The sequence below is a fragment of the Bradyrhizobium sp. CCBAU 11357 genome, assembly GCF_028128865.1.
Lineage (GTDB): Bacteria > Pseudomonadota > Alphaproteobacteria > Rhizobiales > Xanthobacteraceae > Bradyrhizobium.
The window spans coordinates 217,050-231,552 of the sequence record NZ_LBJW01000109.1 but is presented as its reverse complement, the minus strand read 5'-3'; the positions used below and the strand labels follow the sequence as shown (position 1 = coordinate 231,552).

Sequence of the window (14,503 nt, the reverse complement as noted above, 5' to 3'; positions counted from 1 at the left end):
CCTCGCCGTGGATGCCGCGTTGGGTCTTCCCGTCCTGGTCGGCTTGATCGCCGTCGCGCTGCTGTTCGACTTCCTGAACGGCCTGCACGACGCCGCCAATTCGATCGCGACCATCGTCTCGACCCGCGTTCTGCGGCCGCAATTCGCGGTGTTCTGGGCCGCCTTCTTCAATTTCATCGCCTTCCTGGTGTTCGGGCTGCACGTCGCCCAGACCATCGGCACCGGCATCATCGATCCCGCGGTCGTCGACGCCCAGGTGATCTTCGCGGCGCTTGTCGGCGCCATCGTCTGGAACCTCGTGACCTGGGCGCTCGGCATTCCGTCCTCGTCATCGCACGCGCTGATCGGCGGGCTGGTCGGCGGCGGCATGGCCAAGGCCGGCATTTCGGCCGCGGTGTGGAGCGGCCTGTCCAAGACCGTGCTGGCGATCGTGCTGTCGCCACTGGTCGGCTTCCTGCTCGCGATGTTGCTGGTGGCGATCGTGTCCTGGGCGTCGGTGCGCTCGACGCCGTTCGCGGTCGACCGCGCCTTCCGCATCCTGCAATTCGCCTCCGCCTCGCTCTATTCGCTCGGCCATGGCGGCAACGACGCGCAGAAGACCATGGGCATCATCGCCGTGCTGCTCTATTCGCAGGGCCATCTCGGCAGCGACTTCTCGGTGCCGTTCTGGGTGGTGCTGTCCTGCCAGGCGGCGATGGCGCTGGGCACGCTGATGGGCGGCTGGCGCATCGTCCGCACCATGGGCCTGCGCATCACCAAGCTGACGCCGATGCAGGGTTTTTGCGCCGAGACCGGGGGCGCGGTGACGCTGTTCATGGCGACCTATCTCGGGGTTCCCGTCTCGACCACCCACACCATCACTGGGGCCATCGTCGGTGTCGGCGCTGCCCGTCGCGTCTCGGCGGTGCGCTGGAACGTTGCCAGCTCGATCGTCTATGCCTGGGTGATCACGATCCCGGCCTCGGCCATCGTGGCCGCGCTGACCTGGTGGGTGGTCCAGCTCGTCAGGTAACGAGCTTCAGTCCGATGATGCCGGCGACGATCAGGCCGATGCTGGCGAGGCGGAAGGCCGTAGCCGGCTCGCCGAACAGGACAATGCCGAGCGTCGCCGTGCCGACCGCGCCAATGCCGGTCCAGACCGCATAGGCGGTTCCGACGGGCAGGGATTTGAGCGCAAGCCCGAGCAGGATGACGCTGCCGGCCATGGCCGCAAGCGTGACCGCGGACGGAACAAGCTTGCTGAAACCCTCGGTGTATTTCAGGCCGATCGCCCAGGTGATCTCGAGAAGGCCGGCGACGAACAGGATGCTCCAGGCCATGACGACCCTCCATCAAGGCAGGGTCGTCCCCGCGGCTGAGGTGCTGGTGGGCAGGGAGGCCGTCCTCCCCCAAGACTGATAAATCCAAGCGCCGATATGGGGCTGGCCGGAAGTCTCCGCAATCACCAAATGAGGCTTGATCAGGCCCGTTTTCCCTGCCACACGCTCCCGCCATGTCCGACATCGCCACCACCACAGCCGAATCGCCGGCCCGTTCCCCGCTTGCCGCTGAGGTGGCGCGGCGGCGGACCTTTGCGATCATCTCCCACCCCGACGCCGGCAAGACCACGCTGACCGAGAAGCTGCTGCTGTTCGGCGGCGCCATCAATCTCGCCGGCCAGGTCAAGGCCAAGGGCGAGCGGCGCAACACGCGCTCGGACTGGATGAAGATCGAGCGCGAGCGCGGCATCTCGGTCGTGACCTCGGTGATGACCTTCGAGTTCGAGGGCCTCGTGTTCAACCTCCTGGACACGCCGGGCCACGAGGACTTTTCGGAGGACACCTATCGCACGCTGACGGCGGTCGATTCCGCCGTGATGGTGATCGACGCGGCCAAGGGCATCGAGGCGCGCACCCGAAAACTGTTCGAGGTGTGCCGGCTGCGCGACATCCCGATCATCACCTTCATCAACAAGATGGACCGCGAGAGCCGCGATGTGTTCGAGCTGCTCGACGAGATCGAGAAGACGCTGGCGCTCGACACCACGCCGATGACCTGGCCGGTCGGCCGTGGCCGCGACTTCCTCGGCACCTATGACGTCGTCAATGGCGGCGTACGTCTGCTCGAAGGCGGCGGCGCCAAGACCGGCGCGGCGCAGCAGATCGCGATCGAGGAATTGGCCAAGCTCAACGCCAATCTCGACGTCTCCGCCGTGAAGGACGAGCTCGAGCTCGTCACCGCGGCGTCGAAGCCGTTCGAGCTGGAAGCGTTCCGCGAGGGCCATCTGACCCCGGTCTATTTCGGCAGTGCGCTGCGCAATTTCGGCGTCGGCGACCTCCTGGAAGGCCTCGGCAAGTTCGCGCCCGAGCCGCGCGCGCAGGACAGCGACCAGCGCAAGGTCGAGGCCACCGATCCCCGCATGAGCGCCTTCGTGTTCAAGATCCAGGCCAACATGGATCCCAACCACCGCGACCGCATCGCCTTTGCGCGCCTCTGCTCGGGCAAGCTCAGCCGCGGCATGAAGGCGAAGCTGGTGCGCACCGGCAAGAGCATGCCGCTGTCGAGCCCGCAATTCTTCTTCGCGCAGGATCGCTCGGTCGCGGACGAAGCCTTCGCCGGCGACGTCGTCGGCATCCCCAACCACGGCACGCTGCGCATCGGCGACACGCTGACGGAGGGCGAGGAATTCAACTTCGTCGGCGTCCCGAGCTTTGCGCCGGAAATCGTCCGCCGCGTCCGTCTCACCGACGCAATGAAGGCGAAGAAGCTGAAGGAAGCGCTGCAGCAGATGTCGGAAGAGGGCGTCGTGCAGGTGTTCCGCCCCCGCGATGGCGCCCCGGCGCTGGTCGGCGTGGTCGGCGCGCTGCAGCTCGACGTGCTCAAGGCGCGGCTCGAGGCGGAATATTCGCTGCCGGTCGAGTTCGAGGTCAGCGAGTTCCAGCTGGCGCGCTGGGTCTCCTCGGAGGACCGCAAGAAGCTCGACACCTTCATCGCCGCCAATACTTCGAGCATCGCCGACGACGTCGACGGCGATCCCGTCTATCTCGCCCGCAACGAGTTCTATCTCGGCTACACCCGGGAGCGGGCCGAGGGCATCGAGTTCAGCAACGTCAAGGACGTCAAGAAGAAGGGGTAGGGCAGCATTTCGGGCGCTTTGCCGCCACACGCTCAGCTGTCATTCCCCGCGAAGGCGGGGAATCCAGTACGCCGCAGCCTCTCGATTCCAACGCGCGCACGTGAACGGCGATAGCCTTGACGTTGTTGGAGGCAATGCCACCTTCAACTCATGTGACCCTACGAGCTCACTCCATGTGGCGCGGCATTCTCGTTCTGATCCTGCTGACGATCTCGACGATCGTCGTCGACGCACGGCCGCGCCAGATCAATCCGATCCCGTTCGCGCACGAGCCTTGCAGCGTGCTCGACGGCGAGCCCTGCACGCCGTCCTATTGCAGCCCGCTCGAACCCGGGCCATGCATTCCCGAGATTGATTACCCTTACGGCCAGAACCTCCAACTCACCATCGAAAGCGTGCCGGCGGAAGCTGACCGCGCCAAATATCAAAAGCCCGATCACGACCTCGACACGATCGGCGACCTCTTCGCCGCGCTGCGCAGCTGCTGGTCGCCGCCATCGGACCGTGCGCGCACGGGCATGCAGATGTCGGTGCGTTTCAGCTTCAACAAGGCCGGCGGCCTGATCGGCCCGCCGCGCCTCACATACGCGACTGCGGGTGTGCCGGCGGACACCCGGACGACCTATCTCAATGCGATCAATTCATCGCTGAAGGCCTGCCTGCCGCTGAAGTTCACGAGCGGTCTTGGCGGGGCGTTGGCCGGGCGACCCATCGCCATCCGTTATGTCGACAATCGGGAGCTCGGCAAGTAGCGCCCGAGTTGCGAGCGGCAGCCAATCGATGATACCTCAGAGGCGGGGGTTGCTCTGCGGGGAGGATGTCGTGGGTCTGCTGGTCATGATCCTGGGGCTGGTGCTGTTTTTTGCATCCCATATTTTTACAACCAAACGAGAGGCGCGCGCGCAGGCGATCGCGAGGCTGGGCGAGGGGACCTACAAGCTCCTCTATTCGGCGGTCTCGCTGGCCGGGCTGGCGCTGATCATCTGGGGCTATTCCCACTACCGCAGCTCCGGCTGGATCGACGTCTGGTATCCGCCGAAGGCGATGAAGCACATCACGCTGGCCTTGATGCTGCCTGCAGTCATCCTCGTGGTGGCGTCCTACATGCGTGGCCGCATCTACGCGACGCTGAAGCATCCGATGCTGGCCGGTATCAAGCTGTGGGCCGCGGCGCATCTTTTGGCCAACGGCGATCTCGGCTCCATCATCCTGTTCGGCTCGTTCCTGGGCTGGGCGGTCTATGACCGCATCTCGCTTAAAGCTCGCACCGACGCCGGCGGCCCGCCGATTCCGGTCGGCGGCGTCACCAACGATCTGATCGCGGTAGCGGTCGGCGTGGTCGCCTATCTGGCCCTGGCCTTCGCGTTCCATCCGGTGGTGATCGGTGCGCCCGTGATCGGGGTTTAGCGCATGATCCGGAAAAGTGTGCAACGATTTTCCGATAAGATCATGCGCAAGAATCAAGTCAGCCGGTCAGCACAAGACGAAACCCGGATGTCCATGCGGGGAAGATAAGAAGATAACAAGAGCAACAAGCCGAGGGCATCCCGATGGACTGGTCGCAATCTCAGATCCCGCCGATGCGGCCCGAGGCGCGCTTTGGCGATCGAGTAGTGCCGGCGTTTTGCGATCGGCCATCGAGCCTCTGGGCGATGATCGCGGACGCCTGCGCCCGCAATGCCGAGGGCGAAGCGTTGATCTGCGGCAATGTCCGCCTGAGCTGGGGCCACGCGGTGGAGCAGGCCGCGCGGATCGCTGCGGGATTTCGCAAGCTTGGATTGCAGCGCGGCGATCGTGTTGCGATCCTGCTCGGCAATCGCATCGAATTTCCGCTGCTGCTGTTTGCCGCCGCGCATGAGGGGCTGGTCACCGTGCTGCTCAGCACGCGCCAGCAGAAGCCGGAGATCGCCTATGTGCTCGCGGATTGCGGTGCCAAGATCCTGATCCACGAAGCCGCGCTCGCCGAGCGGCTGCCCGATGCGCATGATATGCCCGATGTGATCCATCGCATCGCCGTCGCCGATGACCCGGCTCTGTCGCGTTTCGCAGGGCTCGCCGACAACCCGCCGGCCGTGGCACCGATCGAGGTGGGCGAGGAGGACACCGCGATGATCCTCTACACCTCCGGCACCACGGGCAAGCCGAAGGGCGCGATGCTGGCCCATTGCAGCATCGTCCATTCCTCCATGGTGTTCGTGTCCTGCCTGCAATTGACGGAGGCCGATCGCTCGATCGCGGCGGTGCCGCTCGGCCATGTCACCGGCGTCGTCGCCAACATCACCACCATGATCCGCTGCGGCGGGGCGCTGATCATCATGCCCGAGTTCAAGGCCGCCGATTACCTCAAGCTCGCCGCGCGCGAGCGCGTGACCTACACGGTGATGGTGCCGGCGATGTACAATCTCTGCCTGCTCCAGCCCGATTTCGACGGCTACGATCTGTCGAGCTGGCGCATCGGCGGCTTCGGCGGCGCACCGATGCCGGTCGCCACCATCGAGAAGCTCAAGGCGAAGATTCCCGGCCTGAAGCTGATGAACTGCTACGGCGCGACCGAAACGACGTCGCCCTCGACGATCATGCCGGGCGAGCTGACGGAGCTCCATATCGACAGCGTCGGCCTGCCGTGCCCCGGCGCGCGCATCGTGGTGATGGGCCCGGACGGACGTGAGCTGCCGCCCGGCGAGATCGGCGAGCTCTGGATCCAGAGCGCCTCCGTCATCAAGGGCTACTGGAACAATCCGAAGGCCACCGCCGAAAGCTTCACGGGCGGATTCTGGCATTCGGGCGATCTCGGCTCGGTCGATGCGGAAGGGTTCGTTCGCGTGTTCGACCGGCAGAAGGACATGATCAATCGCGGCGGCCTGAAGATCTATTCGGCCGAGGTCGAATCGGTGCTGGCCGGCCATCCCGCCGTGGTCGAGAGTGCAATCATCGCCAAGGCCTGTCCGGTGCTGGGCGAGCGCGTCCACGCCGTGGTGGTGACGCGACAGCCGGTGGCCGATACGGACCTGCGCGCCTGGTGCGCCGAGCGCCTGTCCGACTACAAGGTTCCCGAAACCATCGCGATCACGGCAGACCCGCTGCCGCGCAACGCCAACGGCAAGGTGCTGAAGCGGCAGCTGCGGGAGCTGCTGGGAGCTTGAGCCGGGCAGCGGCATCCGGGCTGTCCCGGGTGGTTAACGCCTTGATCGGGCTCGCTTTGCCTTGCCACCGCCATATCGTTAGGCTACCTCGCCGCCACGCGGGGACGGGATTCCTGACGCGAACGCCTTGGCGCGCGCACCCGGACGGGCATGGGATTAGCATAAGTGTCTGAATTCTTTAACGAAGTCGACGAGGAAGTACGTCGCGAACAGCTCAAAAAGCTGTGGGACAGGTATTCGATCTACTTCATCGCCCTGATGGTGCTGGTCGTGGCCGCCGTCGGCGGTTGGCGCGCCTATCAATATTTCGAGGCCAGGAAGGCCGCCGAGGCCGGCGCCGTCTTCGAGAAGGCCGTCGACCTGTCCGAGCAGGGCAAGCACGAGGACGCCGAGAAGGCCTTCACCGAGCTCGCTTCCAAGGCGCCGTCCGGCTATCGCACCCTGGCGCGGCTGCGCGCTGCGGCCGAGGCCGCGAGCCGCGATCCCAAGGCGGGTGCGAAGATGTATGACGACATTGCTGCCGACCGCAGCATTGGCGGCGAGTGGCAGGATCTGGCCAAGATTCGCGCCGCCGGCCTCGTGCTCGACAACGCCAGCTACGCCGACATGCAGCAGCGGCTGGAAGCGTCCGCCGCGCCCAAATCGACCTTCCGCCACAGCGCCCGCGAGATGCTGGCGCTGTCGGCCTGGCGCAACAACGACATGACCGCAGCCCGCAAATGGCTCGAGGCGATTGACGGAGACGGCGAAACGCCGCCCGGCCTGCGCTCGCGCGCCGAGGCGCTCCAGGCTTTGTTGCCACCCGTCGCCAAAAGCTGACGACGGTTCTCTGACGTAACGAGACACCAAGATGCGCCGCACGCCCCGCTTGATCGCAGCCGCCGTCCTGATCGCCTTCACCGGCGCCCTGGGCGGCTGCTCCAGCTTCGATCCGAGCGACCTGCTCGACTTCCTCGATACCAAGAAGAAGCTGCCGGGCGACCGCAAGCCGGTCTTCCCCGAAGGCGTGCCGGGGCTCGAGCAGGGCGTGCCGAGGGATCTGTACAAGGGCGCGCAGCAGCAGCAGCCCGACCCGAACGCCCCTGCCGTGGCGGCCTTGCCTGCGGAGCCGGAGCCGGCCAAGCCGGCGAAGGGGGCCAAGGCAAAGCATGCCAAGCAGCCCGCCACGGCGGCCGCGCCAGCCGCAGCACCCGCCGGCGAGGTCGATGGCGAGGCCCAGCCGGAGGCCGCGCCAGCGACGTCCGCTCCGCCGCCCAAGCACAAGATCGTCCGCAGGCGCACCACCGCGCCGGATCAGCCGGCTCAGCCGGCGCAACCCGCCCCGGCCACGCAGCAGCAATCGCAGAGCGCCTTCCCGGCGCCGCTGCCGAGCGGCAGCTTCTCGCGCTGATATTTTCCCGTTGCATTGACAGGCGCAGCCCCGGCAGCGCACGAATGACCGATGTCCTTCACGATCGCCATCATCGGCCGGCCCAATGTCGGCAAGTCGACGCTGTTTAACCGCCTGGTTGGGCAGAAGCTCGCGCTCGTCGATGATCTGCCCGGCGTCACCCGCGACCGCCGCGAAGGTGAGGCCAGGCTCGGCGACCTCCGCTTCACCATCATCGATACCGCCGGCCTCGACGAGGGCGCCAAGGGCTCGCTGACCGCGCGCATGCAGGAGCAGACCGAGACCGCGATCGCGCAGGCCGATGCGCTGTTCTTCGTCGTCGACGCCCGCATCGGCCTGACGCCGACCGATCGCGCCTTCGCCGATTTCGCCCGCAAGGCCAACAAGCCGGTGCTGCTCGTCGCCAACAAGAGCGAGGGCAAGCACGGCGATGCCGGCGCGATGGAAGCGTTCGCGCTCGGCCTCGGCGATCCCATCCAGATCTCGGCCGAGCACGGCGAGGGCATGGGCGAGCTCTACGACGCGCTTGCCGGGCTGATGCCGGAGCCCGTCGAGGAAGACGAGGATGAGGACGACGCGCCGCTCACCGAGGAAGAGGCCGCGACGCGCCCGATCCGGGTCGCCATCGTCGGCCGGCCCAATGCCGGCAAGTCGACGCTGATCAATCATCTGCTCGGCGAGGAGCGCCTGCTGACCAGCCCGGAGGCCGGCACGACGCGCGACTCCATCGCCGTCGAGATCAACTGGAAGGGCCGCGACTTCCGCGTGTTCGACACCGCGGGCCTGCGCCGGCGCTCGCGCATCGAGGAGAAGCTGGAAAAGCTCTCGGTCGCCGATGCCTTGCGCGCGGTGCGCTTTGCCGAAGTGGTCGTGCTGATGATGGATTCGCAGAACCGGTTCGAGGAGCAGGACCTGCGCATCGCCGACCTGATCGAGCGCGAGGGACGGGCGGTCGTGCTGGCCGTCAACAAATGGGATCTTATGGAGACCAAGGGCGGCGGCGCGATCTCGGGCCTGCGCCGCGATGCCGATCATTGGCTGCCGCAGCTCAAGGGCGTGCCCATCGTCGCTGTGTCGGGCCTGATGGGCGAGGGCATCGACCGCCTGATGCAGGCGATCCAGGACGCCTATGCGATCTGGAATAGGCGCGTGCCGACCTCAGCGCTCAATCGCTGGTTCGAGCAGGCGATCCAGGCCAACCCGCCGCCCGCGGTCTCCGGCCGCAGGCTGAAGCTGAACTACATCACCCAGACCAAGGCGCGCCCGCCGAGCTTCGTGCTGTTCTGCTCGCGCGCGGACGCCGTGCCGCAATCCTACTTGCGCTATCTCACCAATTCGATGCGCGAGACCTTCGAGCTGCCGGGCACGCCGGTGCGCATCACGCTGCGCGAGAAGGCCAATCCCTTCGCGCACAAGCGCAAGCGGCCGTCGTGAGCGACGGCGCGGGCGAAGCGGTGGTGCACGGCGCAGCGCCGGCCAGGGGCGGCGCCGTCGCCTTCATCTTCGTCACCATCCTTCTCGACATGCTCGCGCTCGGCGTGATCATGCCGATCCTGCCGAAGCTGATCGAAAGTTTCGTCGACAACGACACCGCACATGCCGCGCGCATCTTCGGCCTGTTCGGCACCGCCTGGGCCTTGATGCAGTTCGTGTTCTCGCCGGTGTTAGGGGCGCTGTCGGATCGTTTCGGACGCCGGCCGGTGGTGCTGCTGTCGAATTTCGGGCTCGCGGCCGATTACGTCTTGATGGCGCTGGCGCCGTCGCTTGCGTGGCTGTTCGTCGGCCGCGTGATCTCCGGCATCACCTCGGCCAGCATCTCGACCGCCTTCGCCTATATCGCCGACATCACGCCGCCGGAACGGCGTGCGGCGGTCTTCGGCCGGATTGGGGCGGCCTTCGGCGCCGGCTTCATCTTAGGGCCGGCGCTTGGCGGCCTGCTCGGCGATATCGATCCGCGCCTGCCGTTCTGGGCCTCGGCGGCCCTGAGCTTCGCCAACGCGCTCTATGGCCTGTTCGTGCTGCCGGAGTCGCTTGCGCCCGACAAGCGCGCCCCGTTCCACTGGCGCAGCGCCAATCCGCTCGGGGCGCTGCAGCTGCTGCGCTCCAACGCGGTGCTGGCCGCGTTGTCGATCGTCAACTTCATCGCGCAGGTCGCCCACGTCGTGCTGCCATCGACCTTCGTGCTCTATGCGACCTATCGCTACGGCTGGGATTCCAAGACGGTGGGCTTGACGCTCGCCATGGTCGGCATCTGCGCCATGGTGGTGCAGGGGTTTGCGATCGGCCCCATCGTGCGCGCGCTCGGCGAGCGGAACGCGCTGCTGCTCGGCCTCTGCTGCGGCGCGGTCGGCTTCGTGGTGCTCGGCGCCGCGCCGACCGGACCGCTGTCCTGGCTCGGGATTCCCGTTCTGGCGCTGTGGGGCATCTCCGGTGCCGCCTCGCAAGCGCTGATGACGCGGCTCGTCGCGCCGGAGCAGCAGGGCCAGCTGCAGGGCGCGACCGCGAGCGTGCAGAGCGTGTCGCAGCTCGTCGGCCCGTTCCTGTTCACGCTGACGTTTTCCTACTTCATCGGCGCCAGCGCGCCGCTGCATCTGCCCGGCGCGCCGTTCCTGCTCGCCGCGGTGCTGATGGTGGTGTGCGTTGCGATCGCGGTGCGGTCGCTGGGCGTTACGAAGACGGTCTCGTAGGGTGGGCACAGGCGCGTAAGCGCCGTGCCCACGATCTGTTCATGCTACGAAACAGTGGTGGGCACGCTTCGCTTTGCCCACCCTACGGCAGTGTCGCATGTCGCGCGAGATCCCGGGTCTGGTGCTGCGGGCCGCGCTTCGCGGTCCCGTGCGCACCATCCCGGGATGACCGCTACGCGGTCACTTCTTCACCAGCGGGCAGTCGCTGTCCTTGAGCGGCTTGGCCGCATCTTCCGGCGCGATGGTGGCGACCAGCTTGTAATAGTCCCACGGCCCCTTCGATTCCTCGGGCTTCTTCACCTCGAACAGATAGGCGGGGATGAGGCGGCGTCCGTCCTGGCGCAGTGGTCCCTTGCCGAACAGCGGATCGTCAGTCGGCAGCTCCTTCATCTTGGCGACGACCTTGGCGCCATCACGCGGATTGCTGCCGAGCGCTTCCATTGCCTTCAGGTAATGCAGGATCTCGGCATAGAGACCCGCAACCGTCATCGACGGCATCGAGCCCTTGGGCGAGACCTTCTGGAAGCGCTTCGACCATTCGCGCGTCTGGTCGTTGAGGTCCCAATAGAACGACTCGGTGAAGGTCAGGCCCTGCGCGGTCTTCAGGCCGAGCGAGTGCACGTCGTTGATGAACAGCAGCAGCGCGGCGAGCTTCTGGCCGCCCTGGACGATGCCGAATTCGGCGGCCTGCTTGATCGCGTTGGTGGTGTCGCCGCCCGCGTTGGCAAGGCCGATGATCTTGGCCTTGGAGGACTGCGCCTGCAGCAGGAAGGAGGAGAAGTCCGCCGTGTTCAGCGGGTGCTTGACGCCGCCGAGCACCTTGCCGCCGGTCGCCGTGACGACCGCGCCGGTATCACGCTCCAGCGCATGGCCGAAGGCATAATCCGCGGTGAGGAAGAACCAGCTGTCGCCCCCCGCCTTGGTCAGCGCCTTGCCGGTGCCGTTGGCGAGCATGTAGGTGTCGTAGGTGAAAGACACGGTGTTGGGCGTGCAGGCCTTGCCGGTGAGGTCGGCGGTGGCGGCACCCGAATTGAGCAGCACCGCATTCTTTTCCTTGACGAGGTTGCTGACCGCGAGCGCGACGCCGGAACTCGGCGTGTCGGCGATGGCGTCGACCTTGTCGGCGTCGATCCATTGCCGGGCGATGTTGACGCCGATGTCAGGCTTGTTCTGGTGATCGCCGGAGAGCACCTCGATGGTCCAGCCCTTGGCCTTCAGGCCGGAATCTTCGACCGCCATCTTCACCGCCGCGACCGAGTTCGGGCCGCCGATGTCGGCATAGAGGCTCGACATGTCGTTGAGCACGCCGATCTTGATGGTCTTGTCCTGCGCGAAGGCGGATGTGGCAAAGCCGAAAGCGGCACAGGCCAGAAGAGCCGCGGTGCGGCGTGCGGGCATCGTCATAAAAGGCTTCCTCCATTGTCAAATATGCGAACGGCTCTCTTTGGGAGCCTTGTTCCAAGTGATCGCTCTACCGTGTCCCACGGCCGACGGCAATGCACCTAAAGCCGGATGACGCTGCGTCCTAGCGTCATCCTTCGGTTAACTTTTGGGCAAAATGCGTTGAGACGCTATTTCAGCGCGTGCGATGTCAGCGTGAATTTCTGAGTGCGCGTTACGGCACCGACTTCGGCGATATGGCCGTGCCCCCCGGCATGGCTTCGAAGGCAATCAGGCCGGAGCACGGAAGCTCATCAGGGTGCGGGTCTTGTAGTCGTAGAACTTGCCGGTCTCGGTCCAATCGGGCGCGCACAGCGGCACGATGAATTCGGCGACCTGCTCGGGCGTGTCGAGCGTCGCCGGATCCTCGCCGGGCATCAGGGTGGCGCGCATGCGGGTGCGGATCGGGCCGGGATTGAACAGGTTGACGCGCAGCTTCGTGTTTGCGGTTTCCTGTGCCCAGGCGCGTGCCAGCGTCTCCAGTGCGGCCTTGGACGCCGCGTAGGGGCTGACGTAAGCGGTGGCCTTGTTGGCGGCACCCGAGGTGATGAACACGGCGCGGCCGGCATCGGACTGCTTCAACAGCGGCTCCATGCAGCGGATCAGCTGGAAATTCGCGGAGACGTTCACCGCCATCACGTCGTTGAAGGTCTTCAGCTCGATATGGCCGATCGGCGAGGAAGGGCCGAGCACGCCGGCATTGCCGACGAGGATGTCGAGCTTGCCGTAGCGCTCGTGCAGGCCGGCGCCGAGACGCGCGATGCCGTCGGAATCGGTGAGGTTGAGCGGCACCAGGGTGGCACTGCCACCCTCTTTCCGGATCGCGTCGTCGAGCTCTTCAAGCCCGCCTTGCGTGCGCGCCGTCGCCACGATATGCGCGCCAGCTTTGGCCAGCGCGATTGCGGTGGCATAGCCGATGCCGCGCGAGGCGCCGGTGACGAGAGCGATACGGTCAGCAAGGGGCTTGGTCATGACGGGGTTTTACAGGCATGGATGGCCGGGACAAGGCCGGTCATACGAAAACAAGCCAGACCTAGTAGTCGTTGCCGGTCCCCACGGAAGGTCCACGATCTTCCCGGTCATCGGGAGTGACCTTCGAGCCTTGTCGAAAGGCAAAGACGATAAACCCAATAAGCAATAGGCCGCCGGTAGTTGCAATTACCGACTGGGTCATCGCATGCTCTCGCCGTCAGCTCGCTTCCGCCAGCAGCGACAGTTGCCGCGGCTGCGGCTCGGTCTGGGTCTGGTCGGTCAGATGGGTCGGATAGACGCCGGTGAAGCAGTGATCCGCGAACTTTGGATTGGCGGGGTCGCGGCCGGGCTCGCCCATGGCGCGGTACATGCCGTCGATCGACAGGAAGGCGAGTGAGTCCGCGCCGATGAGCTCGCGCATCTCCTCCAGCGAATGCGTCGCAGCCAGCAGGCCGCCGCGGTCGGGCAGGTCGATGCCGTAATAGTCAGGGTAGAGGATCGGTGGCGAGGCGAGGCGGAAGTGCACCTCCTTGGCGCCGGCATCGCGCATCATGCGCACGATCTTCTTCGAGGTGGTGCCGCGCACCAGGGAGTCATCGATCAGGATGATGCGCTTGCCTTCGATCGCGGCGCGGTTGGCCGAGTGCTTCATGCGCACGCCGGATTCGCGGATCGCCTGCGTCGGCTGGATGAAGGTGCGGCCGACATAGTGGTTGCGGATGATGCCGAGCTCGAACGGCACGCCCGAATGCTGGCTGTAGCCGACCGCCGCGGGCACGCCGGAATCCGGCACCGGCACCACGACGTCGACAGGCACATGGCTCTCGCGCGCGAGCTGCGCGCCGAAATTCTTGCGCACCTCGTAGACCGAGCGGCCGTGGACGATCGAATCCGGCCGCGAGAAGTAGATGTATTCGAAGATGCAGGGGCGCGGCGCCATCGGCGGGAACGGCTTGTGGATGTCCTGGCCGTTCTCGTCGAACACGATGACCTCGCCGGGCTCGATGTCGCGCACGAAGCGCGCGCCGATGATGTCGAGTGCGCAGGTTTCCGAGGTCAGGATCGGGCAGCCGTCGAGCTCGCCGAGCACCAGCGGGCGGATGCCGCGCGGATCGCGCGCGCCGACCAGCTTCTTGTTGGTGAGCGAGACCAGTGCATAGGCGCCTTCGATCTCGCGCAGCGCGTCGATATAGCGCTCGATGAAGCGGCTGCGCCTCGAGCGCGCCACCAGATGCAGGATCACCTCGGTGTCGGAGGTCGACTGCATCATCGCGCCATTCTTGACGAGTTCGCGGCGCAGCGTCAGGCCGTTGGAGAGGTTGCCGTTGTGGGCGACCGCAAGGCCACCGGCATTGAGCTCGGCGAACAGCGGCTGCACGTTACGCAGGATGGTCGCGCCGGTCGTGGCGTAGCGGACATGGCCGACCGCGACACTGCCGGGCAGGCGGTCGATCACCTCGCGGCGGGAGAAGGTGTCGCCGACGAGGCCGAGGCGGCGTTCGGAATGGAAGCGGCTGCCGTCGTAGGAGACGATGCCGGCGGCCTCCTGGCCGCGGTGCTGCAGGGCGTGAAGGCCCAGCGCGGTGATGGCGGCCGCATCAGGGTGGCCGTAGATGCCGAAGACGCCGCATTCCTCGCGCAGCGTATCGCCTTCCAGATCGTCCTGAAGCTCGAGTGCGGCCGGGCCTGGACCGGCGTTTGGATCGAGATCAAGCAGGGCGTCCTGGTCAGGGTGTCGCATCTCGTTCTCGCCTCT

At 66.2% G+C, this 14,503-nt stretch carries 13 protein-coding genes; 9 read left to right on the top strand and 4 right to left on the bottom strand.

Going from position 1 to position 14,503, the window contains the following annotated elements; all coding sequences use genetic code 11:
- The first annotated feature begins 7 nt into the window (after nt 1–7).
- Nucleotides 8–1,012, top strand: coding sequence for an inorganic phosphate transporter (locus XI05_RS29555; RefSeq protein WP_271508345.1), 1,005 nt, complete (start codon nt 8–10; stop codon nt 1,010–1,012).
- On the opposite strand, the gene sugE is transcribed toward XI05_RS29555, so the two are convergent.
- Nucleotides 1,005–1,319 carry a quaternary ammonium compound efflux SMR transporter SugE gene (sugE, locus tag XI05_RS29550; protein WP_172786422.1) on the bottom strand — a complete coding sequence of 105 codons (315 nt, stop codon included), beginning with the start codon at nt 1,317–1,319 and terminating at the stop codon, nt 1,005–1,007. The genes XI05_RS29555 and sugE overlap by 8 nt on opposite strands.
- Before the next feature lie 173 nt (nt 1,320–1,492).
- Between sugE and XI05_RS29545 the strand changes: the two genes are divergently transcribed.
- The 8 genes from XI05_RS29545 (at nt 1,493) to XI05_RS29510 (ending at nt 10,335) form a co-directional block, all read left to right on the top strand.
- The gene (locus XI05_RS29545; RefSeq protein ID WP_172786423.1) at nt 1,493–3,115 is read left to right on the top strand and encodes a peptide chain release factor 3; all 1,623 of its coding nucleotides are present in this window, start codon (nt 1,493–1,495) and stop codon (nt 3,113–3,115) included.
- 173 nt (nt 3,116–3,288) lie between these two features.
- Nucleotides 3,289–3,867, top strand: a complete 579-nt coding sequence (locus XI05_RS29540) for a hypothetical protein (protein WP_271508344.1) — start codon at nt 3,289–3,291, stop codon at nt 3,865–3,867.
- A gap of 70 nt (nt 3,868–3,937) precedes the next feature.
- Nucleotides 3,938–4,522, top strand: a complete 585-nt coding sequence (locus XI05_RS29535; protein ID WP_271508343.1) for an NnrU family protein — start codon at nt 3,938–3,940, stop codon at nt 4,520–4,522.
- Nucleotides 4,523–4,665: 143 nt separating this feature from the next.
- Nucleotides 4,666–6,258 (top strand): class I adenylate-forming enzyme family protein, encoded by a 1,593-nt coding sequence (locus XI05_RS29530; RefSeq protein WP_271508342.1) that lies wholly within the window; start codon nt 4,666–4,668, stop codon nt 6,256–6,258.
- Between the two features lie 165 nt (nt 6,259–6,423).
- Nucleotides 6,424–7,077: a tetratricopeptide repeat protein gene (locus XI05_RS29525; RefSeq protein ID WP_271508341.1), complete on the top strand. Its 654-nt coding sequence runs from the start codon at nt 6,424–6,426 to the stop codon at nt 7,075–7,077.
- 31 nt (nt 7,078–7,108) lie between these two features.
- Nucleotides 7,109–7,648, top strand: coding sequence for a hypothetical protein (locus XI05_RS29520; protein ID WP_271508340.1), 540 nt, complete (start codon nt 7,109–7,111; stop codon nt 7,646–7,648).
- 51 nt (nt 7,649–7,699) lie between these two features.
- Nucleotides 7,700–9,082 carry a ribosome biogenesis GTPase Der gene (gene der, locus XI05_RS29515; protein WP_271508339.1) on the top strand — a complete coding sequence of 461 codons (1,383 nt, stop codon included), beginning with the start codon at nt 7,700–7,702 and terminating at the stop codon, nt 9,080–9,082.
- Nucleotides 9,079–10,335, top strand: a complete 1,257-nt coding sequence (locus tag XI05_RS29510) for a TCR/Tet family MFS transporter (protein ID WP_271508338.1) — start codon at nt 9,079–9,081, stop codon at nt 10,333–10,335. Before der ends, XI05_RS29510 begins: the two co-directional genes overlap by 4 nt.
- A 180-nt stretch (nt 10,336–10,515) precedes the next feature.
- On the opposite strand, the gene XI05_RS29505 is transcribed toward XI05_RS29510, so the two are convergent.
- From XI05_RS29505 to purF, 3 genes are all read right to left on the bottom strand, one after another.
- Entirely contained in the window at nt 10,516–11,739 is a 1,224-nt protein-coding gene (locus XI05_RS29505) for an ABC transporter substrate-binding protein (protein WP_442869330.1), read from the bottom strand.
- A 267-nt stretch (nt 11,740–12,006) separates the two neighbouring features.
- Nucleotides 12,007–12,747 carry an SDR family NAD(P)-dependent oxidoreductase gene (locus tag XI05_RS29500; RefSeq protein ID WP_271508337.1) on the bottom strand — a complete coding sequence of 247 codons (741 nt, stop codon included), beginning with the start codon at nt 12,745–12,747 and terminating at the stop codon, nt 12,007–12,009.
- A gap of 217 nt (nt 12,748–12,964) precedes the next feature.
- Nucleotides 12,965–14,488 carry an amidophosphoribosyltransferase gene (gene purF / locus XI05_RS29495; protein ID WP_212257527.1) on the bottom strand — a complete coding sequence of 508 codons (1,524 nt, stop codon included), beginning with the start codon at nt 14,486–14,488 and terminating at the stop codon, nt 12,965–12,967.
- Nucleotides 14,489–14,503: the final 15 nt, after the last annotated feature.

Excerpts from the sequence above, each read along its gene's own strand:
- sugE (WP_172786422.1), bottom strand. The coding sequence starts at position 1,319 with ATGGCCTGGAGCATCCTGTTCGTCGCCGGCCTTCTCGAGATCACCTGG.
- XI05_RS29545 (WP_172786423.1), top strand. The coding sequence starts at position 1,493 with ATGTCCGACATCGCCACCACCACAGCCGAATCGCCGGCCCGTTCCCCG.
- XI05_RS29540 (WP_271508344.1), top strand. The coding sequence starts at position 3,289 with ATGTGGCGCGGCATTCTCGTTCTGATCCTGCTGACGATCTCGACGATC.
- XI05_RS29530 (WP_271508342.1), top strand. The coding sequence starts at position 4,666 with ATGGACTGGTCGCAATCTCAGATCCCGCCGATGCGGCCCGAGGCGCGC.
- XI05_RS29520 (WP_271508340.1), top strand. The coding sequence starts at position 7,109 with ATGCGCCGCACGCCCCGCTTGATCGCAGCCGCCGTCCTGATCGCCTTC.
- der (WP_271508339.1), top strand. The coding sequence starts at position 7,700 with ATGTCCTTCACGATCGCCATCATCGGCCGGCCCAATGTCGGCAAGTCG.
- XI05_RS29505 (WP_442869330.1), bottom strand. The coding sequence starts at position 11,739 with ATGACGATGCCCGCACGCCGCACCGCGGCTCTTCTGGCCTGTGCCGCT.
- XI05_RS29500 (WP_271508337.1), bottom strand. The coding sequence starts at position 12,747 with ATGACCAAGCCCCTTGCTGACCGTATCGCTCTCGTCACCGGCGCCTCG.
- purF (WP_212257527.1), bottom strand. The coding sequence starts at position 14,488 with ATGCGACACCCTGACCAGGACGCCCTGCTTGATCTCGATCCAAACGCC.